This is a genomic window from Alcaligenes phenolicus (genome assembly GCF_032063905.1).
GTDB classification, from domain to species: Bacteria; Pseudomonadota; Gammaproteobacteria; order Burkholderiales; family Burkholderiaceae_B; genus Alcaligenes; species Alcaligenes phenolicus.
Genome location: NZ_DAMBOE010000003.1, coordinates 36046 through 56848 on the forward strand (window position 1 = coordinate 36046; position 20803 = coordinate 56848).

Annotated in this window: 23 protein-coding genes; 11 read left to right on the plus strand and 12 right to left on the minus strand. The window is 56.7% G+C overall.

Translation table 11 applies throughout. From position 1 onward, the window contains the following. Window positions 1-366: 366 nt before the first annotated feature. From U2949_RS06720 to U2949_RS06730, 3 genes are all read left to right on the plus strand, one after another. Window positions 367-1266 (plus strand): histone H1-like repetitive region-containing protein, encoded by a 900-nt coding sequence (locus tag U2949_RS06720; RefSeq protein ID WP_080655552.1) that lies wholly within the window; start codon window positions 367-369, stop codon window positions 1264-1266. 114 nt (window positions 1267-1380) lie between these two features. Further along, entirely contained in the window at window positions 1381-1944 is a 564-nt protein-coding gene (locus tag U2949_RS06725) for a YggT family protein (RefSeq protein WP_009460629.1), read from the plus strand. A 137-nt stretch (window positions 1945-2081) separates the two neighbouring features. Further along, window positions 2082-3317 (plus strand): methylated-DNA--[protein]-cysteine S-methyltransferase, encoded by a 1236-nt coding sequence (locus U2949_RS06730; RefSeq protein WP_321286844.1) that lies wholly within the window; start codon window positions 2082-2084, stop codon window positions 3315-3317. Between the two features lie 61 nt (window positions 3318-3378). Here U2949_RS06730 and U2949_RS06735 read toward each other — a convergent pair whose 3' ends face one another. From U2949_RS06735 to U2949_RS06770, 8 genes are all read right to left on the minus strand, one after another. Next, window positions 3379-3870: an outer membrane lipoprotein gene (locus U2949_RS06735; RefSeq protein WP_026484397.1), complete on the minus strand. Its 492-nt coding sequence runs from the start codon at window positions 3868-3870 to the stop codon at window positions 3379-3381. Between the two features lie 57 nt (window positions 3871-3927). Continuing rightward, a complete protein-coding gene (locus U2949_RS06740; protein WP_026484398.1) occupies window positions 3928-4869 on the minus strand; it encodes a carbohydrate kinase family protein in 942 nt (313 codons plus the stop codon). Window positions 4870-4877: 8 nt separating this feature from the next. Then, a complete protein-coding gene (locus U2949_RS06745) occupies window positions 4878-6125 on the minus strand; it encodes a zinc-ribbon and DUF3426 domain-containing protein (RefSeq protein WP_026484399.1) in 1248 nt (415 codons plus the stop codon). Between the two features lie 24 nt (window positions 6126-6149). After that, on the minus strand, window positions 6150-7070 hold the full coding sequence (gene prmA / locus U2949_RS06750) for a 50S ribosomal protein L11 methyltransferase (RefSeq protein WP_321286848.1): 921 nt from the start codon (window positions 7068-7070) through the stop codon (window positions 6150-6152). A gap of 96 nt (window positions 7071-7166) precedes the next feature. Beyond that, window positions 7167-8516 (minus strand): acetyl-CoA carboxylase biotin carboxylase subunit, encoded by a 1350-nt coding sequence (gene accC / locus U2949_RS06755; protein WP_026484401.1) that lies wholly within the window; start codon window positions 8514-8516, stop codon window positions 7167-7169. A 4-nt stretch (window positions 8517-8520) separates the two neighbouring features. Then, the gene (gene accB, locus U2949_RS06760; protein WP_009460610.1) at window positions 8521-8973 is read right to left on the minus strand and encodes an acetyl-CoA carboxylase biotin carboxyl carrier protein; all 453 of its coding nucleotides are present in this window, start codon (window positions 8971-8973) and stop codon (window positions 8521-8523) included. A gap of 86 nt (window positions 8974-9059) precedes the next feature. Continuing rightward, a complete protein-coding gene (gene aroQ, locus U2949_RS06765) occupies window positions 9060-9494 on the minus strand; it encodes a type II 3-dehydroquinate dehydratase (protein ID WP_026484402.1) in 435 nt (144 codons plus the stop codon). Between the two features lie 161 nt (window positions 9495-9655). Beyond that, window positions 9656-10153, minus strand: a complete 498-nt coding sequence (locus U2949_RS06770; RefSeq protein ID WP_026484403.1) for a TlpA family protein disulfide reductase — start codon at window positions 10151-10153, stop codon at window positions 9656-9658. A gap of 108 nt (window positions 10154-10261) precedes the next feature. On the opposite strand from U2949_RS06770, the gene mpl reads away from it, so the two are divergent. The 8 genes from mpl (at window position 10262) to U2949_RS06810 (ending at window position 18781) form a co-directional block, all read left to right on the plus strand. Continuing rightward, window positions 10262-11626 carry a UDP-N-acetylmuramate:L-alanyl-gamma-D-glutamyl-meso-diaminopimelate ligase gene (mpl, locus tag U2949_RS06775; protein WP_257723709.1) on the plus strand — a complete coding sequence of 455 codons (1365 nt, stop codon included), beginning with the start codon at window positions 10262-10264 and terminating at the stop codon, window positions 11624-11626. Between the two features lie 28 nt (window positions 11627-11654). Continuing rightward, window positions 11655-12242: a YqiA/YcfP family alpha/beta fold hydrolase gene (locus U2949_RS06780; RefSeq protein ID WP_026484405.1), complete on the plus strand. Its 588-nt coding sequence runs from the start codon at window positions 11655-11657 to the stop codon at window positions 12240-12242. A gap of 41 nt (window positions 12243-12283) precedes the next feature. Then, complete coding sequence (locus U2949_RS06785) at window positions 12284-14173, plus strand: ribonuclease catalytic domain-containing protein (RefSeq protein ID WP_321286854.1); 1890 nt, start codon at window positions 12284-12286, stop codon at window positions 14171-14173. 5 nt (window positions 14174-14178) lie between these two features. Then, window positions 14179-15048 carry an energy transducer TonB gene (locus U2949_RS06790; protein WP_321286855.1) on the plus strand — a complete coding sequence of 290 codons (870 nt, stop codon included), beginning with the start codon at window positions 14179-14181 and terminating at the stop codon, window positions 15046-15048. 106 nt (window positions 15049-15154) lie between these two features. Then, window positions 15155-16006 carry a shikimate dehydrogenase gene (aroE, locus tag U2949_RS06795; RefSeq protein ID WP_026484408.1) on the plus strand — a complete coding sequence of 284 codons (852 nt, stop codon included), beginning with the start codon at window positions 15155-15157 and terminating at the stop codon, window positions 16004-16006. Continuing rightward, a complete protein-coding gene (gene mtgA, locus U2949_RS06800) occupies window positions 15957-16727 on the plus strand; it encodes a monofunctional biosynthetic peptidoglycan transglycosylase (protein WP_276539622.1) in 771 nt (256 codons plus the stop codon). Before aroE ends, mtgA begins: the two co-directional genes overlap by 50 nt. A 53-nt stretch (window positions 16728-16780) precedes the next feature. After that, the gene (gene lptG / locus U2949_RS06805; RefSeq protein WP_257723712.1) at window positions 16781-17941 is read left to right on the plus strand and encodes an LPS export ABC transporter permease LptG; all 1161 of its coding nucleotides are present in this window, start codon (window positions 16781-16783) and stop codon (window positions 17939-17941) included. Window positions 17942-17944: 3 nt separating this feature from the next. Next, window positions 17945-18781 (plus strand): symmetrical bis(5'-nucleosyl)-tetraphosphatase, encoded by an 837-nt coding sequence (locus U2949_RS06810; protein ID WP_026484411.1) that lies wholly within the window; start codon window positions 17945-17947, stop codon window positions 18779-18781. A gap of 5 nt (window positions 18782-18786) precedes the next feature. Here U2949_RS06810 and U2949_RS06815 read toward each other — a convergent pair whose 3' ends face one another. The 4 genes from U2949_RS06815 to U2949_RS06830 all read right to left on the minus strand — a co-directional run bounded on the left by U2949_RS06815 (window position 18787) and on the right by U2949_RS06830 (window position 20797). Continuing rightward, window positions 18787-19551 carry a lysophospholipid acyltransferase family protein gene (locus U2949_RS06815; protein ID WP_009460588.1) on the minus strand — a complete coding sequence of 255 codons (765 nt, stop codon included), beginning with the start codon at window positions 19549-19551 and terminating at the stop codon, window positions 18787-18789. Between the two features lie 23 nt (window positions 19552-19574). After that, on the minus strand, window positions 19575-19982 hold the full coding sequence (gene ruvX / locus U2949_RS06820; RefSeq protein ID WP_009460586.1) for a Holliday junction resolvase RuvX: 408 nt from the start codon (window positions 19980-19982) through the stop codon (window positions 19575-19577). A gap of 16 nt (window positions 19983-19998) precedes the next feature. After that, on the minus strand, window positions 19999-20520 hold the full coding sequence (locus U2949_RS06825; RefSeq protein ID WP_009460584.1) for a YqgE/AlgH family protein: 522 nt from the start codon (window positions 20518-20520) through the stop codon (window positions 19999-20001). 112 nt (window positions 20521-20632) lie between these two features. Then, window positions 20633-20797 (minus strand): rubredoxin, encoded by a 165-nt coding sequence (locus tag U2949_RS06830; protein ID WP_009460582.1) that lies wholly within the window; start codon window positions 20795-20797, stop codon window positions 20633-20635. Window positions 20798-20803: the final 6 nt, after the last annotated feature.

Here is a 20803-nt window from a genome sequence, read left to right on the forward strand (position 1 = left end):
CGATCAGTCGTGAATTGAAGTCCGTTTTCAAACCGCTTTTCCATGCTTGACACAGGTCTTTCAAAGCATGAAAAGGCCATGCAATCGATCCAGCAATGCGTCAAAAATCAGAGACTTGGATGCGACTATGGGCCGATTGCACGTGTCCAGAACGCAACTTATTTGAGACAGCAGACACCGATTCCTAATTCCATAAGCCCCAAGCCATGATTAATGCTTGACTGTGTAGGGGCTTGCGTTAGACTTCTAAGCGTATAAGGTATCGACCTTAAACGCCTGCGTCATTTGAAAAAGGCCATTGCAGTTTTCCAGGCCAGGTCAAATGGGTGTGGACAAACTAAAGACTTGTTCTCGAGGAGCATGATCATGGCAACAGCCAAGAAAGGCGCAGCAAAAGCAGCAAGCACAAATGCCGTTAGCCCCAAAAAAGCAACGCCAGCAAAAGCAGCCGCAGCACCCGTAAAAGCTACTGCTGCCAAGACCAGTCCCAGCAGCAAAACCGCTGCCCCCAAGTCCCCCGCTAAAACCACCGCTACCAAAACCAGCAAGGCTGCTGTAAAAGCCCCTGCCAAGTCTGCAAGCAGCGCATCCGCCAAGAAAACGGCTGCGAAAAAAACAGCGGTAAAGAAAGCCACTCCAGCAAAAACCACGGCTGTTAAAGCCGCTGAGACCAAGACAAGCACCGCTAAAACCGTAGCCAAAAAAGCAGCTGTTAAAAAGACAGTCGCTAAAAAGGCGGTAGCCAAGAAAGCCGTTGCCAAAAAGGCCGTCGCTAAAAAAGCGGTAGCAAAGAAGACGGTAGCAAAGAAAGTGGTTGCCAAAAAAACGGTAGCAAAAAAAGCAGCTGCGCCCAAAACGGCCAGCGCCAAACCCGCTACCACCAAACCTGCTGCCACCGCTGCCGCAAAAAAACCGGCCAGCACCAAGGCAAGCAAACCCGTGGCCAAAAAAGCCACCCCCAGCAAAGCGGCAGCGAAACCTGCCACCAAAACCGGCACTAAAGCAGTTGTAAAGACCGCGGCTAAAAAAGCCAGTCCTGCTACCAGTGCCAAGAAACCCGTAGCTCCAAAGAAGAAAGAAGTTAAATCCGTGACCGCAGAAACCAAGACCCCAAAGACCAGCACAACGACTAACGCCACCGCTAAAGCAGGCAATAAAACAGCGGCTCGCAAAGCGACCAAAACAGCAGCAGCGCCTGCCGAACCTCGCCGCGAAGATGTCAATCCTGCTGGCTCCTGGCCCTTCCCAACAGGCAAGCGTCCTTAAGCACACGCTACTTTTATGTTTCTCCTCAAAGAGCCACCCTGATCAGGGTGGCTCTTTGGTTTGTAGCACTTGCATGCGACAATTCCCTCTCCCATCAATTCATACCAAGCAACTATGTTCAGTGAAGTCGCCCTCTTCCTAATCCATATTGTTCTGTCGCTGCTGGGCACGATTTTGCTACTGCGTGCCTGGGTGTATGCGCTCAGAATCCATCCCTTCAACCCTTATTCGCAAGCTATGTTCAAGGTCACGGACTGGCTGGTCATGCCTTTGCGCCGTGTCATCAAAAGCGGCAACCATTGGGACTGGACCTCTTTGTTCGCCGCCTGGCTTAGCGCCCTGGTTTACCTGGTCTTGAGCGCCATGGTACTGACCGGATCGGTGTCCATGCTCTCGAACTTCCCCATGTTCTTGCTGGCAGCCGTCTTCACCGTTCTGCGCTGGACCTTGAGCCTGATCTTCTGGGTGGTCCTGCTGCAAGCGCTGCTATCCTGGATTCAGCCACAATCGCCCAGCATGCCCTTGCTGCGTTCCATTACAGCCCCCTTGCTGGACCCGATCCGTCGCGTCTTGCCTGACCTGGGTGGTCTGGATTTGTCGCCGCTGGTCGTCCTGCTGCTGACTCAAGTGCTCAATATGGTCATCACGCGCACCGCTTTCAGTCTGGTGCCAATCTAAGCACAGCGGACTGTACGCATGAAAAACCTGGGCATAGCCCAGGTTTTTTTTATGCTGAATTCAAGAGCAAGAATCAGGGTGTCTTGTGCGAAAGTGGACCTTATACTGGCCTCACCACCAATCAGCAGGCCACTTCCATGACTCGCCTTCCATCAAACCCAGACACATCCAGCCGCTACCGCGAGGCCGAACAGTTCCTGGCCGCACTGGACCCCGACTGGCAAGCGCTGGTCGCCCACGTGGGCCCTTGCATCCATCAGCCACGCCCCGAGCGCGACCCTTACGAAGCCCTGATCCGCTCTGTTGTGTATCAGCAGTTGCATACCCGTGCGGCTGAGCGCATCCTGCAACGCCTGATTGATATCTATCCGCACGGCCATTGCCCAACGCCCGAGGAAGTGCTGGCGACTCCGTATGACACCCTGCGCGCTTGTGGCTTGTCTGGTGCCAAAGCCAATAGCATTCTGGGCCTGGCCCAGGCGCGCCTGGATGGCATCATTCCCGACCAGGCCACCGCTTTGCAAATGCCGGATGAAGAGCTGATCAAGCAGTTGACCACGCTGCGCGGCATAGGTCGCTGGACGGTGGAAATGATGATGATGTACACGCTGGAGCATGAAGACATTCTGCCTGCGGACGACTTTGGGGTGCGCGAGGGCTATCGCAATTTGAAGCAGCTGGACAAGGCTCCCTCAGCCCGTGTCTTGCGTGAAATTGGCCAAGCCTGGGCACCCTATCGCAGCGTGGCTTCCTGGTACTTGTGGCGCATGCCCAAACAGGCGCCAGCATTGGCACCTTCGTCGAACAAGGTACATCGTGCTCCGCGCTCGCAGGACAAGACCGTTCGTAAACAAACTCCACGTAGCCGTCTTTATTTTGGGATTGCCCAATGCAACTTGGGGGCATTGCTCGTTGCCGAAAGCGAGCGCGGGATTTGTGCGATTTCCCTGGGCGATGATGCCAAAGTCTTGCGGGAACAGCTGCAAGAGCAATTCAAGGCCGCTGAGCTGATCGAAGCCGATCCGCAATTCAATCAACGAGTGGACCAGGTCGTTGCCATGGTAGAAGAGCCGACCCTGGGTTTGGATCTCCCCCTGGACATCCAGGGCACCCCTTTTCAACAACGTGTCTGGGAGTTTCTACGCCATATCCCAGTAGGCCAGACCTTGAGCTATACCGACATTGCCGAACGTCTGGGCATGCCCAAAGGCGCCCGTGCCGTGGCACGAGCCTGCGCCACCAACACCTTGGCCATTGCCATCCCCTGCCATCGGGTCGTGCGACAAAGCGGTGATCTGGCAGGCTATCGTTGGGGCCTGGAACGCAAGAAAACCTTGCTGGAGCGCGAACGCGCCCAAAAGGCTCAGCGCTGACAGGCGTAAAAAAACCCGGCCAATGGCCGGGTTCTTTATGCACAAAGCACTAAGGCTTTGATTACAAGGGCACCACGCGAGTTGGGCCATTACCACTAAGCATGCGTACACGCTGACCAGCGGACAGAGGTACATCGGCTTCCTGGGCCACCACACGGGTTTCGCCATTATCCAGTTGAACCGTGATTTCCAGACCCTGGGTCTTGCCCATGCGGTTTTCAACCGCATTACCAACCAGACCACCCAGAATCGCACCACCGATACTGGCCAGGATGCTACCGCGGCCACCACCAATGCTGCTGGCTGCGACACCACCCAAGGCTGCGCCACCCACGGTGCCTACGCCCGAGTTCTGGTCTTCCTGAATAGTGACGGCGCGTACCGAAACCACGGTACCCAAACGCACGATCTGTTCGCGCTGAGCCTGACCGTAGCTGTACACCGAGCTGGATGCCGATTTATTGGCACAACCTGCCAGCAAAAACACGGGGGCTGCCAGACTCGCCACTACCAGCAGACGCACTTTGGGTCGATCGAAAAAAGAAACGTACATACGGTTTACTCCAAAAAACGTAGCTGGCCGAATCATAAAAAACTATCGAGCGCTCTTTTACAGACTGCGCTCAATACCATAGTGCTGTTTTAGCATGGCCGAGATATCTGACCGTTTAAATTCATGATTTTGCGGGCCATCCGCTTGAATTTTAATACTGCCCATCAAGTTACCCAAGCTGCAAGCCTCCTGCCAGCTCCAGCCTTTTGTAAGACCATATAACAGGCCTGCGCGATGAGCATCACCACAGCCGGTGGGATCCACCACATTTTCCACGGGCACAGGGGCAATCTTGTAAGTCTGACCATTGTGATAAAGCGTGCTGCCATGCTCTCCACGCGTCACGACAGCGGCTTGCAAGCCCTGGGCGATCTCGGCCATGCTCTTGGAGGTGCGCTGCTCGATAACTTCAGCTTCGTATTCGTTAGCCGTAAGAACTTGACACAGTTCCAGCATCTCCAGCAGGTCTTCACCCGCGAACAAAGGCATGGCCTGACCCAGGTCGAAAATAAAGGGCGTACCCTGCGCATGCAGGTGGCGGGCATGAGCAAACATGCCGTCTTTGGAATCCGGAGCCACAATGCCCCATGCCGCTTCCTGACCAGACAAATCGATCTGGGCAGAATTGATCATGGCGCCTGGGTGGAAAGAGGTGATCTGGCTGGCGGCCAGGTCTGTGGTGATAAAACACTGAGGAGTGAACATCTCGGGCATCACACACACCATGCTGGTATCAATACCCAGGTTCTGCAGACGCTGCACATAATCCACACCGTCGCTACCAACAGCCCCCACAGGAACAGGCTGGCCACCCAGCATGTTCAAGGTGTAGGAGATATTACCTGCACAACCGCCCCACTCTTTACGCAAGCTGGGCACAAAGAAGGACACGCTCAGGGTTTTGATGCTGTCGGGCAAGATGTGATCTTTGAAGTACCCCTCGAAAACCGCGATCGTATCGAACGCGATCGAACCACATACCAGCACTCGCTCGGTCATAAATTACCTTAAGGAAAAAAAGGGCTAATCTGGTAGCCATTAACTTGGAGCTGCCCAGTATTCAAAGGCAGGCGCACCATGATTTCACTGCGCGCTGCAAAAGCAGGCTCACGTCGCTCGGAAGCCAGGTACTGATCGGGCGTAATATTGCGCCGGGCGATCAGGGCTCCGGAAAAATCTTTCAAATCCAGTACCAGCGTAGGCCACTCCTGGGGCCGTTCAAACTCGTTGCGCAGCGTAAAGCCCAAGGTGGACTGTCCGGGCTGATTCGGCGCTTTATGCAAGGCCGAAGCCTGCACGCGAATCTGGTCCAGACGACGTTCGTAGGGAACCTTGCACGACAAGGTCTGACACGCGCTCTCGAACGCGGGACGCAGCATGGGTATCTGGCTGACAATCTGTACGCGATACACGTACATCAGCTGCACGACGAACAGGACAACACCCAGAACGCACAAGCTGGTCCAGATCAGCGAACCCACACGCTGACCAAAGCTGGCTTCGCCCTCATAACGTGTCTCGCGTTGCAAGGCTGGGTTGGGGTCAATGACCCAGTCCTGCTGAAAATCCTCGCCATCACGATCATGCGTACCATCAGCCTGACGCGAGGGAAAAGAGGCGCGCAAGGCACTGGCACGATCGCCCACACTGAACTCAGGCTCGGCAGCCGACCACGATGCCTGACCAATATGATGGTCCCCATCTGGCTCAGAAACAGAGCCGGTCGATACGAAAAACGAGGTGTCCTGATCATCCTGCGGCAAAGGCTCGTGTCTGGAGCGGGCGCGAATGACTGACGGCTCTACCGACTCAACAGCAGGCTCTGCCGGGCGGACAAAAGGCTCGGTAGCAACAGCAGCAGGCGCGGCCGGAGTGACTGGTGCTTGTGTCAGGATGGAGTCGGGGAATTTGCGTACCTGCAAGGACTCGTGGGCCGTGCCTTCATCACGCGGCGGGGCGTGACGGGAGTGCTCCACAAATCGCGGCCCTGGAATGGGCGCTTGCAGGTCCACTGACTGCACCTGTTCCTGCCGTGGCGAAACAGGTGGCTCGGGCGCCAGGCGCGGCTCGATCTGAACCGGCGTGGCGGGGGAATGATAGGAAGGCTCCGGGGCTTGCTCATCGATGACTTCTTCAAAGCCATCGAAGATATGCGCACATTGAATGCAGCGTATATAGCCCCGGCGGCGTTGCAGCGTTTCTACACTGGCTGCAAACGATGTCCCGCAACGGGGGCAGCGAGTCTTTAGCTCCATGAACTCACCTTAAGTTCTACCGTCTTATAACGGGCGTTGACCAGCCAAACACACCCAGCCATCGCGCTCCTGCCAGACCGACATGGGCAGATAGGAGGAATAGACCTCGATCATTTCCTCGGCCTGCCAATCGTAAATGCCGGACAGGATCAGATGCCCACCCGGTTTGACACGGTTGGCCAGCATGGGAGCCAGCATACGCAGGGGATTGGCCAGAATATTGGCGACAACCAGATCCGTTTGCCCGGCGGGCATGGCATCAGGCAGCACGCCTTCAACCTCGACCTGATTGACTTGCGCATTGTAGCGCGTGGCAATCACGGCCTGCTCGTCAATGTCCACACCCACGGTATGGCCTGCACCCAACTTGCGGGCGGCAATCGCCAAAATACCGGAGCCGCAACCGTAATCCAGCACGGTCTGACCCGCTTGCACATGATGGGCCAGCCAATCCAGACACAAATGCGTCGTGGGGTGACTGCCAGTACCAAAGGCCAGGCCGGGGTCCAGCTCAATGCGCACCAGGCCATCATCACCTTCCTGGGCAGCTGGCAGGTCCTCATCGTCCTTGTGCCAGCTGGGCACAATCAAGATACGATCGCCCACCGGGATGGGGCCAAACTGCGATTGCGTCAAACGAACCCAATCCTCGTCGGGCACTTCGCGCACGCTCCACTGGGCCTTTGCAGGATCCAGCACCCCGGCTTCAAAAAGCGGTTGCAGCAACTCTTCAGGCTCCAGCTCCTCGGGCAGCAAGGCCACCACACGATTGCGGTCCCAGGCCAGCACATCCGGTTCGATACCAGGTTCACCAAACAGGGGCTTTTCCTGGTCGGTATCACCATCAGCATCTTCCACCGACACCGACAAGGCGCCCGCTTCAAGCAAGGCATCGGACAAGCGCTCGGCCTCGTGTTCCTGGCAGCTCAGTAAGAGTTCACGCATACATAGTTTCCATAAAGCAAAACAGGGGGCTCGCCCCTGTTTTACATAGTCATCGTTCTTATCAGGTCAGGCCTGTGGCCTGACCTGTTGCTGCCCTTACTTGCTACGTTGGGCCAGCTTTTGTTCCAGGTAGTGAATGCTGGTGCCGCCTGCCTTGAAGCTGGCGTCCTGCATCAATTCCCGGTGCAGATCCACGTTCGTCTTGATCCCTTCCACCACCATTTCGGACAAGGCAATGTCCATACGGGCAATGGCTTGCTCGCGCGTCTTACCGTAGGTAATCAGCTTGGCAATCATGGAATCGTAGTACGGCGGCACGGTGTAGCCGGTGAACACGTGCGAGTCGATACGCACGCCAGGGCCGCCGGGAGTATGCCACTTGGTAATCAAGCCTGGGCTTGGTACGAAGTTGAATGGATCTTCCGCGTTGATACGGCATTCGATCGAATGACCTTCAAACTCGATGTCACGCTGGCGCAGCACGAACTTCTCGCCTGCGGCCACTTTGATCTGCTCCTGAACCAGATCAATGCCGGTGATCATCTCAGTGATGGTGTGTTCGACCTGAATACGGGTGTTCATCTCGATAAAGAAGAACTCGCCGTTTTCGTACAGGAATTCAAACGTACCGGCACCGCGGTAACGCATGCGACGGCAGGCATCGGCACAACGCTCGCCGATACGCTCGATCAGGCGACGTGGAATACCTGGAGCCGGTGCCTCTTCAATCACTTTCTGGTGACGACGCTGCATGGAGCAATCGCGCTCGCCCAGCCAGATTGCATTGCGATCACCATCAGCCAATACCTGAATTTCGATATGGCGTGGATTCTCGAGGTACTTTTCCATGTAGACCTCGGGATTATTGAACGCAGCAGCGGCTTCGGTTTTGGTCGTGGCAACGGCCGTCAGCAAAGCGGCTTCGGTGTAGACCACGCGCATGCCGCGACCACCACCACCGCCAGAGGCCTTGATGATGACCGGGTAGCCCACTTCACGGGCAATACGCACGATTTCTGCAGGATCGTCGGGCAAGGCGCCGTCCGAACCGGGAACCACAGGCACACCGGCCTCGATCATGGCTTTTTTGGCCATGACCTTATCGCCCATCGTGCGGATGTTCTCGGGACGTGGGCCGATAAAGACAAAACCGCTCTTTTCGACACGATCAGCGAAGTCCGCGTTTTCAGCCATAAAGCCGTAGCCAGGGTGAATGGCTTCCGCATCGGTGACCTCTGCTGCCGAGATGATGGCAGGCATGCTCAGGTAGCTGTCACGGGCTTGGGCGGGGCCAATACACACGGCCTCGTCGGCCAGACGCACGTACTTGGCACCACGATCAGCTTCAGAATAAACGACGACTGTCTTGATACCCATCTCGCGGCAAGCGCGCTGGATACGCAAGGCAATTTCGCCCCGATTGGCGATTAGGATTTTTTCAAACATATCATCAACCGATGACGAACAGAGTCTGACCGTATTCCACCGGCCCGCCGTTTTCAACCAGAATTTCCTTGATCACGCCGGATTTGTCGGCTTCGATCTCGTTGAGCAGCTTCATGGCTTCGATAATGCACAAAGGCTCGCCTTCCTTGACCGTCTGGCCCACTTCCACAAAAGGAGCAGCGCCTGGGCTAGGAGCACGGTAGAACGTGCCGACCATAGGAGCCTTGACGGCGTGGCCTTCAGGAACGGCGGGTGCAGCGGGAGCTGCGGCAGGAGCGCCAGCGGCGGGGGCTACCACCTGGGCTACAGGAGCCTCGGGAGCATAAACCACGGGAGCCGCCGAGCTTTGCGAAAATTTCACAATGCGAACCTTGTCATCACCTTCAGTGATTTCCAGTTCGGCAATGCCAGACTCGGCTACCAGATCGATCAGGGTTTTGAGTTTTCTAAGATCCATGCGTACTTCCCGCAACGCCGCACTAGCCACTGACTGGGTCAGGACGGCATTAAAAAAATATTGGTCAAAAAAACGAAACGAACCGCCTAACTATTCAAAGCAAACCGCAGGGCGGCTTCATAACCGTAGGCCCCCAAACCAACAATGACACCGCTAGCGATGTCAGAGAGATAGGAGTGGTGACGGAACGGCTCACGACGGTGAACATTGGACAGATGAACTTCAACAAACGGAATACCGACACCGGCAAGCGCATCCCGTATCGCCACGCTGGTATGGGTGTAGGCCCCAGCATTGATCAGGATGAAATCCACGCCCTCGGTACGGGCTTGATGAATTCGATCGACAAGCCCGCCTTCGTGATTACTTTGAAAAAAATGACACTGCGCGCCATGCTGATCGGCCAGCACCTGTAAACCACTGTTGATATCGTCGAGAGTCTGATGGCCGTAGACATCGGGTTCTCGGGTACCCAGCAGGTTGAGGTTGGGCCCGTTAAGGACCAGGACATGTTTCGCCATAGCGGATTTTTCGTCAAGACAGACCGCCTTTTTACGCTAAATAACGTCATTTGTCCATAAACCTGCTTGGCTTACAAACAGTTAGCATTGGTCCCATCCCGTTTGAAACAGGGGTGTGCCAGACCTGCAATTTGACGAAATTAAGCGAAAAAGTCGGCCAGTTAGCGTTGAGCTTTAATAACTTCGTCCAACTTTTCGGGATCTATCTGGCCCAAAATGCGTTCGCTGACCCGGCCATTGCTGCCAAACACGACAGTAAAGGGCAATCCGCCCTTTTTATTGCCCACGCTGCGCATTTGTTTCAGGCCACCCGAACCAGCCAGCAAAATGTCGTAACTGACCGGCACACGTTCCAGAAACTCTTTCACGTTATCCAGCGAGTCCACTGCAATACCCACAAAGTTCACCTCGGGGTAGCGTTTGTGCAATTCCTGCAGGTCCGGCATTTCCTTGACGCAGGGTGCACACCAGGTCGCCCAGAAGTTCACCACCAGGGGCTTGCCTATATAAGTAGAGAGCGCGCGATCTTCGCCCTGAAGATCCTTGAAGCTTTGCGCCAGGAAGGGGTCTGAGGGCAGCAAACTGGCCCAAGGGGCGGGATGCAGGGCCAAAAGACTTGCACACACTAGCGATTTCTGCAGAAAAAGACGCCTACGCATACCGGTTCACACCTGAAAAAATATCATCTGGGGATGATAGCACCGGCCCTCACCAAAGCTCACGCATCAGATCAAACAGTCGTCTAGAATACAGGCCGGAGGATTGTCATGCACATACATATACTAGGAATTTGCGGCACATTCATGGGTGGTCTGGCCCTGATTGCCCGCTCGGCTGGCCATACGGTTACCGGTTGCGATGCCGGGGTCTACCCACCCATGAGCACGCAGCTGGAAGAACAAGGCATTGAGCTTATTGAAGGCTTTGGCGCAGAGCAAACCAAGCTGTCCCCTGATCTCTATATAGTGGGCAACGTGGTGACGCGCGGTAATCCTCTGATGGAAGCCATTCTGGATCAGGGCCTGCCTTATACATCCGGCCCGCAATGGCTGGGCGAGAACATCCTGCACAAACAGCACGTTCTGGCCGTGGCTGGCACGCACGGCAAAACCTCCACCAGCTCCATGCTGGGCTGGATCCTGGAACAGGCCGAGCTGTCCCCCAACTTCCTGATCGGTGGCGTGGCCCCCGGCCTGGGTGTGTCGGCCCGCTTCAATCCAGAACAATCCTTGTTTGTGATCGAGGCCGACGAATACGACACCGCCTTTTTCGACAAGCGCTCCAAATTTGTTCACTACCGCCCCCGCACGGCCATCCTGAACAATCTGGAATACGATCACGCTGATATCTTCCCTGATCTGCACGCCATCCAGACCCAATTTCACCATCTGGTGCGTACCATCCCCTCCACAGGGCTGATTCTGCGTCCCACCCACACCCCCAGCCTGGACGAAACCCTGGCCCGTGGATGCTGGACGCCTGTTGAACAGTTTGGCCCCGAAGGAGATTGGGACAGCAAGGCAATCAGCGCCACCTCTTTCGAAGTGATGTTCAAAGGCCAATCCCAAGGCATCGTCCAATGGACACTGACCGGCGAACACAATCGCCTGAACGCTCTGGCCGCCATCGCCGCTGCCCACCATGTGGGCGTCAAACCTGCACAGGCTTGCGCGGCACTGAGCCAATTCGCGGGCATCAAGCGCCGCATGGAAGTGCGTGGCGTGGTCAATGACATTACCGTCTACGACGATTTTGCCCATCACCCCACCGCCATTGCTACTACGCTAGCCGGTTTGCGCAGCCAGACAGGTAAAGCCACCCGAATTCTGGCCGTGCTGGAGCCACGCTCCAACACCATGAAGCTGGGTGCCATGGCCGCCCGCCTGCCCGGTTCGCTGGAAGATGCCGACCTGGTTTTTTGCTACGGCGAGACCCAGGGCAAGCACGCGCTGGGTTGGGATGCGGCCAAGGTCCTGGCTCCTTTAGGGGATCGCGCCACAGCGTGGAATGATTTGGATAAAATGGTTCAGGCCATTGTTCAAGCCAGCCAGCCCGGCGATGCCATTGTCGTGATGAGTAACGGCAGCTTTGGCGGCATTCATCAGCGCCTGCTGGATCAACTGTCACGCTGACCCTCTTATCTATATAGCAGGTGCCTCCATGATCCTCTATCTACACGGCTTTCGTTCCTCGCCTTCGTCCTATAAAGCGCAGCGCCTGAAACAAACCATGCAGGACAGGGGCTTGCTGCACCTGTGGCGCTGCCCGCAATTGCCCGCCAGCCCGGCCCAGGCCATTGCCATGTGCAAGCGCATTGTGGACACGGAAATGCAGGCAGGCATGAGCGCCGATCAATTGTGTGTGATCGGCTCCTCGCTGGGCGGTTACTATGCCAGCCACCTGGCGCAGCACTATCACAGCCGCGCCGTGCTGCTTAACCCGGTGGTCTACGCAGGGCGCGATCTGGCTACGCAGGTGGGCGAGCATGTCTGTTATCACTCGCCCGACCCGTTTCACTTCCTGCCCGACTATGTGGATGAGCTCAACGACATTCACGTACCACGCCCCAGCGATCCCCAGCGCTTTTACCTGCTGGCCGCCAAAGGTGATGAAGTCCTGAACTGGCGCGAGATGGCGGATTGGTACAAAGGCAGTCAAGGACACATTCTGGAAGGCGGAGATCATGGCCTGACCGACTTTGATCCCTGGATCGACGAAATTTTGCGCTTTGCCCTGCAACAACCTTAACTATCTTTACCGGATGGCCAGCACCATCCAGATGGAAAATCATGTACGTCCTTTTTGAAGACAGCGGTAATTTCAAAGCAGAAAAAATATTTTCTGACAGCGATACCACCATGCAGGTGGAATCCGCGTCTGGCAAACGCAGCAAAATAAAGAAAAACAGCGTTCTATTTACCTTCGAGCAGCCCGCCCCGGCAGAACTGCTGGAAAAAGCCCAAGCGCTGGCCGAATCCCTGGATATCAATTTCTTATGGGAATGCGCCCCCCAGGAGGAGTTTGAAGCGTCCACGCTGGCACAGGAATATTTCGGTCACGCGCCCAGCGCTGTCGAAAAAACCGGCACCATCTTTGCCCTGCACAGCGCACCCGCCTACTTTCACCGTCGTGGCAAAGGGCTGTACCGCCCTGCTCCGCCAGAAATTTTGCAAGCCGCTCTGGCCGCAATTGAAAAGAAACGCCTGCAGCAAGAGCAAATCCAGACTTGGGCCGAACAGATGATCAAGGGCGAACTGCCGCCCGAAGTTGCCGAGAAAGCCAGCACCTTCCTGACTCAGCCAGACAAGAACACGCTGGAGTGGAAAGCTTTTGATCAGGCCCAGAAAGAGCTGGGTGTCAGCACGGAAAAGCTGCTGCTGTCGCTGGGTGCCTGGTCCAATCCACTGACCTTGCATCAACATCGCTTTTTGGCGGCGCACTTTCCCAAAGGAACTGGCTTTCCGGACATTGCCCTGCAAAACTGGGGCCAGGATTTGCCCGAGGCCGATGTCACTGCCTATTCGGTGGACGACGCCAATACGATTGAAATTGACGATGCTCTGTCCGTCCAGCACCCGGAACCGGGCCGCCTGCGTATCGGGGTTCACATTGCTGTGCCTTCGCTGGCCTTGGCACGTGGCAACGAGATCGACCAGATTGCCCGCAATCGCATGGCAACGGTGTACACACCGGGCTACAAGATCCCCATGCTGCCACCCGAGCTGATCGCGCATTTCTCCCTGGATCAAGGGCAGACTCGTCCTGCCCTGTCGCTGTATGTAGATGCAGACATCAACACTGGCGAAATCCTGTCGCATCAGACCCGCCTGGAACGCATTACCGTAGCGGGCAACCTGCGCCAGCACGAGCTGGACCCGCTGATCAGCGAAGAGGCTCTGGCCGACGAAAATGCCGAGCTGCCCTACGCAGAATGGCTGCGCCCGCTATGGAATTTCTCGCGCCAGTTGTCGGCCCAGCGTGAAGCCGTGCGTGGCAAACCGGAAAACAATAACCGTGTGGAATACAGCTTCGAGCTGGATGGCCCGCACGATGATCCAAACTCCATCATTCGTCTGGTGCCACGCGTGCGCAATGCGCCGCTAAGCCTGCTGGTGGCTGAATACATGATTCTGGCCAATCAGTTGTGGGGCGGTTTGCTGGCCGAGCACAATGTGCCCGGCATTTATCGCTCCCAGCAGTTCATGCGTACGCGCATGTCCACCACGCCCGGCCCGCACGAATCCATTGGTGTGCCGCAATACATCTGGTCCACCTCACCTCTGCGCCGTTATGTGGACCTGATCAATCAGGGCCAGATTCTGGCGGCGGCCGAGCACGGCATCTCCGCACGCCTGGCCGCCCCCTTCCAGCCCAAGGATGCGGATTTGTACGCCATTATTGGTGCCTTTGAATCGCAATACACGCAGTGGTCGGACTACCAGTCCTCTCTGGAGCGTTTCTGGTGCCTGCGCTGGCTGCAACAAAACGACATCAAGCAGGTACAGGCCAGCTTCATCAAGGAAGATCTGGTGCGCCTGACCAATGCGCCGCTGGTTCTGCACGTTCCTGGCTTGCCTGCACTGGAGCGTGGTCAGGAAGTGACGCTGGATCTGCTGTCCTTTGACGAACTGGCTTTGACGGTGGAAGCCCGTTTGCGCTCGGTCGCCACGGCTGACTGACGACCATGAGCCAGCTCGACCGCCGCCACGCGTCCAAAGACTATTTGTGGCTGGCGGTCGCCCTTTCGGCACTGATTCATCTTTTGCTGATCTTCTGGCCGGCTCGCGCGCCCTCGCCCGCTCCGACCAACAGTCTGGATGTAGCACTGGTCAATTTCAGCACCGACTCCGCACCATTAAGTCCTCAACTCTTGGCGCAGCTGAATCTGGACGGTGGCGGGGAGCATCAGCAAGGACAGGCCAGCAATCCTTTGCCGCTGACCGATCCCAATCTGCCGAATCAGTTAGTGCTTGAAGCGCTGCGTGCACGCCAGCAAAGCCTGGAAGCTGAACAGCAGCGCCTGCTGAGCGAGCTGGAAAGTCAGGACAAGGCACCTTTGTCGACACCCAGCTTTGAATATATCGGCGCGTCCACTGAACCTGGCCCGGACGACCATGATCTGGACCCACAAGTGCAAAATAGCCAGCTGGCGATTTTGCGCGAGCAGATTCGTGAACAACAACGCCAGCCCCGCTACCACTATGTAGGTCCCAGCGCCAAAGCCAGCGAACAAGCCCAGTACCTGGATCAGTGGCGTCAAAAAATTGAGCAGACCGGCACTCGCCACTATCCGAAGCAAAATGGCGAGCAACTGTACGGTCAGCTGCAAATGACAGTCTATATCCGGCGAGATGGCAGCCTGCTGCGTGCCCAGATTACTGAGCCTTCAGATCAGGCCGCCTTGAATCTGGCGGCCCGCCGCATTGTGGAACTGGCCGCCCCCTTCGCCCCCCTGCCCGAACAAGTGGCTCCTGGCGCGGATGTACTCGTCATTACCCGCAGCTGGAGTTTTACGCATGACAGGCTCAGTATGCACGGCCCGGATGTGCAATAAGATCGTATTGTCCACAGCATGCTCTGGCAAAAGCAGACCCTAGGGTAAAATATGCGCTTTCAGCCTTGGGGCTGACACCTCACAACAAGACAAGCATCGCTTAACCATGCCCGACACGACTCCCGCCAAACGCTACGGCGTTATTGGTCACCCTATCGAGCACAGCCGCTCTCCACAAATCCATACGCAGTTTGCCAGCCAGTTCAATCTGGCCCTGAGCTACGAGCGCATTCTGGCACCACTGGATGGCTTTAGCGCCACGGTGGAAGAGTTTTTCAAGGACGGCAGCGGCCTGAACGTCACCTTGCCCTTCAAAGAGCAGGCTTATGATCTGGTGGGCCCACGCTTGAGCCGTCGCGCTCGCATGGCCGGAGCTGTCAATACGCTATGGCTGGAAGATGGGCAGTTGCACGGCTGCAATACCGATGGCGTGGGCCTGTGCTCGGACCTGCTGCGTGTCGGCCACAACCCGGAAGGCAAGCGTATCTTGCTGATCGGTGCAGGGGGTGCCTCGCGTGGAGTGGTGTTCCCCTTATTGGAAGCCGGTTGCGAAATGCTGCACATCATCAATCGCACCAGCGCCAAAGCCTACGACATTCGTGAGCAGGTCGTTGCTCTGGACCCGGATGCCTCCCGCCGCCTGAGCGCGGGCGGTCTGGACGACCATTGTGGCGACTGGGACATTGTGATCAATGCCACCTCGGCCAGCCTGAACCAGAATCTGCCCGAATTGCCAGATGCCCGTTATCGCAGCAACTCTCTGGCCTACGATATGTTTTATGCCAGCGAACCCACCGCCTTCATGCGTGCCGCCGAGCAAGCCGGTGCCACACATAGCAAAGATGGCCTTGGCATGCTGGTAGGCCAAGCGGCCGCCAGCTTTCAGATCTGGCACGGCGTAGAGGCCGATGTCGAACCCGTACTGGCCAAGCTGCGCCAGGACATCGGGCAAGTCTGACGTGCGTCGCCTTCTGGCCCATCCCTGGAAACTGGCTGGCCTGGCCGTTCTGGCCGTGGCCGCTGGTGTTCTGCTTTATCAGATCGCCCTGTTTCTGATGGTGCTCTGGTACAGCGTGGTGCCGCCTCGCATGACCACCTTCATGGCGGCCGAACAGGGCCAGTTGCGCAGCGCCAATGCGGATGCCGAACTGCGCTATCAATGGGTGCCGTACGACAAGATCAGCGCCAATTTGAAACGCGCAGTGATTGCCTCCGAAGATTCGAACTTCCTGAACCATTCGGGGGTCGAATGGGATGCCATTCGCAAAGCCTGGGAATACAACCGTCGCCAGTCGGAAAAGGGCTCTACCCGCCGTCGTGGTGGTTCTACCATTTCCCAGCAACTGGCCAAGAATCTGTTTCTATCGGAATCACGCAGTTATCTGCGCAAAGGTCAGGAATTGATTCTGACCTATATGATTGAAACCGTCATGAGCAAGGAGCGCATCCTGGAGCTGTACCTGAACGTAGCCCAATGGGGTGAAGGCGTTTTTGGTGCCCAGGCGGCGGCACGCCACTACTTCAAGGTTGATGCAGCCAAGCTCAGTGCCATGCAGGCCGCCCGTCTGGCGGGCATGTTGCCCAACCCGGCCTACTATGACAAGAATCGTAACAGCCCCTATTTGCAATCGCGCACGCGCACTATCAGTCAACGTATGCGACAAGTCGCTATTCCCTGACTGCAATCCGCATTTTTGTTAAGCTAGCCACGTCTTTCCTGGGCCTTATTTTCATGCGCACCGCACGCCGCTATCTCGCTTCCGAAATCTATCGCTCCAGCGCCGTGGTGCTGATTGCCCTGCTTGGCCTGTTTACCTTTTTCGCCCTGATTGAAGAGCTGGACAAGGTCGGTTCCAAATTTACCCTGATGAATCTGTTTTACATCCAGGCTCTGGAGCTGCCCACCCGTCTGTACGACCTGCTGCCCATTGGCCTGTTGATTGGTGCCACCCTGGCCCTGGCAAGCCTGGCTCAGCGCAATGAGCTGGTGATTTTGCGTGCATCTGGCGTTAGCGGTCTGCACATGATGCTGATGCTCTGGACCATTACCCTGCCCCTGGTGGGAGGGGCCTTTGTTTTGTCCGAGTATGTCACCCCCATGGCCGAGATCAAATCCAGTGAGCAAGGCATGGCCTTGCTGGGACGTTCCGGTGGCGGCCGTCTGGACAGTGGCTACTGGTTCAAGGAAAGCAATGACAGTGGCGGGGTGCGCATCATCAATATTGCCAACCTGCAGGGCGATGGCAAAGTAAGCGATGTCAGCGTGTTCGACTTCTCGGATGGGCAGCGCCTGAGTGCAATGACTCAAGCGCCCAGCGGACAGTTCCACAAGAACCAGCTGGACTTGCAGGACGTTACCGAGACCCACGTCAATGAGCAGGCCCACACGGCTCTGTCACAGGATAAGGCACCTGATCAAGCGTTGGTCAAAATTGCAAAACGCCCCACCTTGACGCTGACCACCACGCTAACGCCGGATCGACTGATTGCACGCGTCGTGACACCCGAGCGCATGTCCATACTGGACCTGAAGGATTACATCGGCTACCTGGACGCGAACAAGCTGCAGACCAAACGTCAGGTTGTGGCCCTGTGGCGCAAAGTCGCTTACCCCTTTACCTTGCTGGTCATGATTACTATTGCTGCGCCTATCGGCTTCATGCAGACCCGCCACGGCGGTGTGGGCACCAAGGTCTTTACCGGTATCTTGCTGGGCGTGGGCTTTTTCATGATCAATCAGCTAGCCTTGAACGTGGCCATGCTCAGCAATCTGGCGCCGTGGGTCACCGCTCTGGTTCCGAACCTGATCGCCATGGCCATGGCCTTGAGTGCTCTTATCATGATGGAAAACCGGCACAACCGGCGTCGTCGCAACTCCAGCACAACCAACTAAATCATGTCCTTAGCTACTTCCCCTGCCATCTGGGCGATTGGTGATATTCAAGGCTGCTGCCGCCCTCTGGACAGCTTGCTCAGCCATCCTGATGTTGCAGCCGACAGCCAGGCCAAATTCTGGTTTGCAGGCGATCTGGTCAACCGTGGCCCGGACTCTCTGGGAGCGTTGCGCCTGATTCGTTCTCTGGGCGATCGCGCCGTCTGTGTACTAGGCAACCACGACATTCACTGTCTGGCAGTCGCTGCCGGGGTCCGCAAGCCCGGCAAACAGGATACCTTGCAGGAACTGCTGGCCGCGCCGGACGCACAAGAGCTGCTGGACTGGCTGCGACACCAGCCGCTGGCTCATTACGAGCATGGCCATCTGATGGTGCATGCCGGAGTGCACCCTGACTGGAGCCCGGAGCAAACGCTGGAATACGCCCACGAGCTGGAAGCACTGTTACGTGCGGACGACTGGCAAGACAAGATTATTGAGTTGTTCGGCAACAACCCGGATCGCTGGGATGCTGGGCTACAAGGCTACGATCGCCTGCGCGCCATTGTCAGCACCTTGACCCGCATGCGCATGTGCGATGTGAATGGCCGCATGGACTTCAAGCACAAGGGTGCACCGGATGCCGAGTCCGGCTTGCTAGCGTGGTATGAAATGCCGAATCGCGCCTGTGCCCAGGTCCCTATTATTTTTGGACATTGGTCTACGCTGGGCTTGCTGAACACGCCTACCGTGATCAGTCTGGATACCGGCTGCGTCTGGGGTCGCCAACTTAGTGCTGTACGCCTGCAAGACCGGCATCTGGTTCAGATTCACTGCCCGGAAAGCAAGAAACCGGGCTAAGGCCATCAGGCCTCGACCGTAACGGCCTCGGGGCACACGACCGCACGGATCTGTTCACGCGCTGTTTGTGCCGTTTGAGAACGTCCCCACTCCGTACAGGATTGAGCCGGCATCAGGTCCAGAAAATGGCAGTGCACAGAGACATTACGCGCACTGAGCAGAACCCAGATATTGCCAACCAGAGACTGCTCGCCCACAAAGGCAAAGCGCTCACTGCGCTGGCCTTTTTGCTCAAATACCAGAGCCACCGGCTGAATATCCACATTCAGGCTGATAGCCGTCTCAAACAAACTGGCGTGGAAAGGCTGTACATCCAGACCGGTTGAGGTGGTGCCTTCAGGGAACAGACCTACGGCATCACCACGCTCAAAGCACACAGCCATTTGCTGGCTGACAATCTGAATGGCGCGACGCTGCCCGCGCTCAATGAAAACCGTCCCTGCACCCGCCACCAGCCAGCCAATCACTGGCCAACGGCGAATATCGCTTTTTGCAATGAAAGAGGTACTACGCACGCTGTTGAGTACAAAAATGTCCAACCAGGAGATATGGTTGGACACATAGAGCACGGAGCGATCCTGAACAGCCTGGCCGTGCTGCAGTACACGCACGCCGCAGATCAGCATCAAGAGGCGCGACATGCGCAACACCATGACGCGGCGCCCGCCTGGACGCAATACCGGAAAAAGCAGACCGACGCTTAACAAGCCGACCACGATCCACACAATCAGAGCGACAGCGCGCCAACTAAAACGAAATAAACTAATCAAAAGGCTGCAACCTTGTAGAGGGCTCAGGCCGGTGGCAGGCTGTCCAGATATCGCTGCAGGATCACGCAAGCTGCCATGGCATCATCATCGTCATTATTGCCCAGCAATTCTTGAGCCTCCATGCTGGAGCCCCGCTCATCGACCAGGTCTACTGCAACGCCATAACGACCGTGCAGTTGGTTGGCAAAACGCCGACACCGCAGCGAAGCATACTGCTCGCCACCATCCAGGGTCAAAGGCAAACCTACCACGACGCGATCGGGCTGCCATTCCTTGAGCAAAGCCTCGATAGCCGCAAAGCGCTGTTCCCGTGTCACGGGCCGCAAAATCGTATAAGGGCGGGCCTGGCGCGTCAAGGTGTTGCCCAGCGCCACGCCAATTTTTTTCAGGCCATAGTCAAAGGCCAGCAAGGTTTGCGCCGAGCTGACCATTGACGGTGTTTCGTGTTCAGGCATGGCCCGCAGCACCTGTCAGGGTAAAAGGACTGATTCCCAGCAAGGCCAGGGCGCGATCATAGCGCTCCCCAACCGGGGTAGAAAACAGGATTTCATGGGTAGCCTTGATGCTCAGCCAGGCATTGTCGGCCATCTCGCTTTCCAGCTGGCCCGCAGCCCAACCGGCATAACCCAGCGTGACCAGCATATGCACTGGCCCCTGGCCTTGGGCCACGTCCTGCAGCACATCGCGGGAAGTTGTTAGGGTCAGATCACCCACCCCCAGGCTGGAGGTATAGGTTTTATCGGAGTCATGGAGAACAAAGCCGCGATCCGTTTGCACGGGCCCACCGAAGTAGACGGAGGTCGCGGCCAGATCAGCCCGGTTTTCCACGTCCACCTCGATACGAGACAGCAGCTCAACCAGGCTCAGATCCGTTGGTCGATTGATAACAAGGCCCAAGGCACCTTGTTCATTATGTTCACAGACATAAATCACCGTGTCGGCCAAGCTGCCCGAAACCACACCGGGCATGGCAAGTAACAGGTGGTGCGTTAGATCAGCGCTTTCTTGGATTAGCGGGGACTGGCTAGTGGCACTCATACACACCTCCCGTCAAAACAAACCACCTTGGAACTTGAGATGATCACACTTGGATCATTTCGAAGTCTTCCTTACGAGCGCCGCATTCGGGACAGACCCAGTTCGGAGGGACGTCTTCCCAGAGTGTGCCCGGCGCAATGCCTTCCTCAGGCAAACCTGCTTCTTCATCATAAATCCAGCCGCAAATCAGGCACATCCACGTACGCATAGTATT

Excerpts from the sequence above, each read along its gene's own strand:
- U2949_RS06825 (WP_009460584.1), bottom strand. The coding sequence starts at position 20,520 with ATGCCCGGTGTGGTTTCGGGCAGCTTGGCCGACACGGTGATTTATGTC.
- U2949_RS06780 (WP_026484405.1), top strand. The coding sequence starts at position 11,655 with ATGATCCTCTATCTACACGGCTTTCGTTCCTCGCCTTCGTCCTATAAA.
- U2949_RS06740 (WP_026484398.1), bottom strand. The coding sequence starts at position 4,869 with ATGACCGAGCGAGTGCTGGTATGTGGTTCGATCGCGTTCGATACGATC.
- lptG (WP_257723712.1), top strand. The coding sequence starts at position 16,781 with ATGCGCACCGCACGCCGCTATCTCGCTTCCGAAATCTATCGCTCCAGC.
- U2949_RS06720 (WP_080655552.1), top strand. The coding sequence starts at position 367 with ATGGCAACAGCCAAGAAAGGCGCAGCAAAAGCAGCAAGCACAAATGCC.
- mtgA (WP_276539622.1), top strand. The coding sequence starts at position 15,957 with ATGTCGAACCCGTACTGGCCAAGCTGCGCCAGGACATCGGGCAAGTCT.
- aroQ (WP_026484402.1), bottom strand. The coding sequence starts at position 9,494 with ATGGCGAAACATGTCCTGGTCCTTAACGGGCCCAACCTCAACCTGCTG.
- aroE (WP_026484408.1), top strand. The coding sequence starts at position 15,155 with ATGCCCGACACGACTCCCGCCAAACGCTACGGCGTTATTGGTCACCCT.
- U2949_RS06735 (WP_026484397.1), bottom strand. The coding sequence starts at position 3,870 with ATGTACGTTTCTTTTTTCGATCGACCCAAAGTGCGTCTGCTGGTAGTG.
- U2949_RS06770 (WP_026484403.1), bottom strand. The coding sequence starts at position 10,153 with ATGCGTAGGCGTCTTTTTCTGCAGAAATCGCTAGTGTGTGCAAGTCTT.
- accC (WP_026484401.1), bottom strand. The coding sequence starts at position 8,516 with ATGTTTGAAAAAATCCTAATCGCCAATCGGGGCGAAATTGCCTTGCGT.
- U2949_RS06810 (WP_026484411.1), top strand. The coding sequence starts at position 17,945 with ATGTCCTTAGCTACTTCCCCTGCCATCTGGGCGATTGGTGATATTCAA.
- U2949_RS06830 (WP_009460582.1), bottom strand. The coding sequence starts at position 20,797 with ATGCGTACGTGGATGTGCCTGATTTGCGGCTGGATTTATGATGAAGAA.
- U2949_RS06785 (WP_321286854.1), top strand. The coding sequence starts at position 12,284 with ATGTACGTCCTTTTTGAAGACAGCGGTAATTTCAAAGCAGAAAAAATA.
- U2949_RS06745 (WP_026484399.1), bottom strand. The coding sequence starts at position 6,125 with ATGGAGCTAAAGACTCGCTGCCCCCGTTGCGGGACATCGTTTGCAGCC.
- U2949_RS06725 (WP_009460629.1), top strand. The coding sequence starts at position 1,381 with ATGTTCAGTGAAGTCGCCCTCTTCCTAATCCATATTGTTCTGTCGCTG.
- ruvX (WP_009460586.1), bottom strand. The coding sequence starts at position 19,982 with ATGGTCAGCTCGGCGCAAACCTTGCTGGCCTTTGACTATGGCCTGAAA.
- U2949_RS06730 (WP_321286844.1), top strand. The coding sequence starts at position 2,082 with ATGACTCGCCTTCCATCAAACCCAGACACATCCAGCCGCTACCGCGAG.
- U2949_RS06790 (WP_321286855.1), top strand. The coding sequence starts at position 14,179 with ATGAGCCAGCTCGACCGCCGCCACGCGTCCAAAGACTATTTGTGGCTG.
- mpl (WP_257723709.1), top strand. The coding sequence starts at position 10,262 with ATGCACATACATATACTAGGAATTTGCGGCACATTCATGGGTGGTCTG.
- accB (WP_009460610.1), bottom strand. The coding sequence starts at position 8,973 with ATGGATCTTAGAAAACTCAAAACCCTGATCGATCTGGTAGCCGAGTCT.
- prmA (WP_321286848.1), bottom strand. The coding sequence starts at position 7,070 with ATGCGTGAACTCTTACTGAGCTGCCAGGAACACGAGGCCGAGCGCTTG.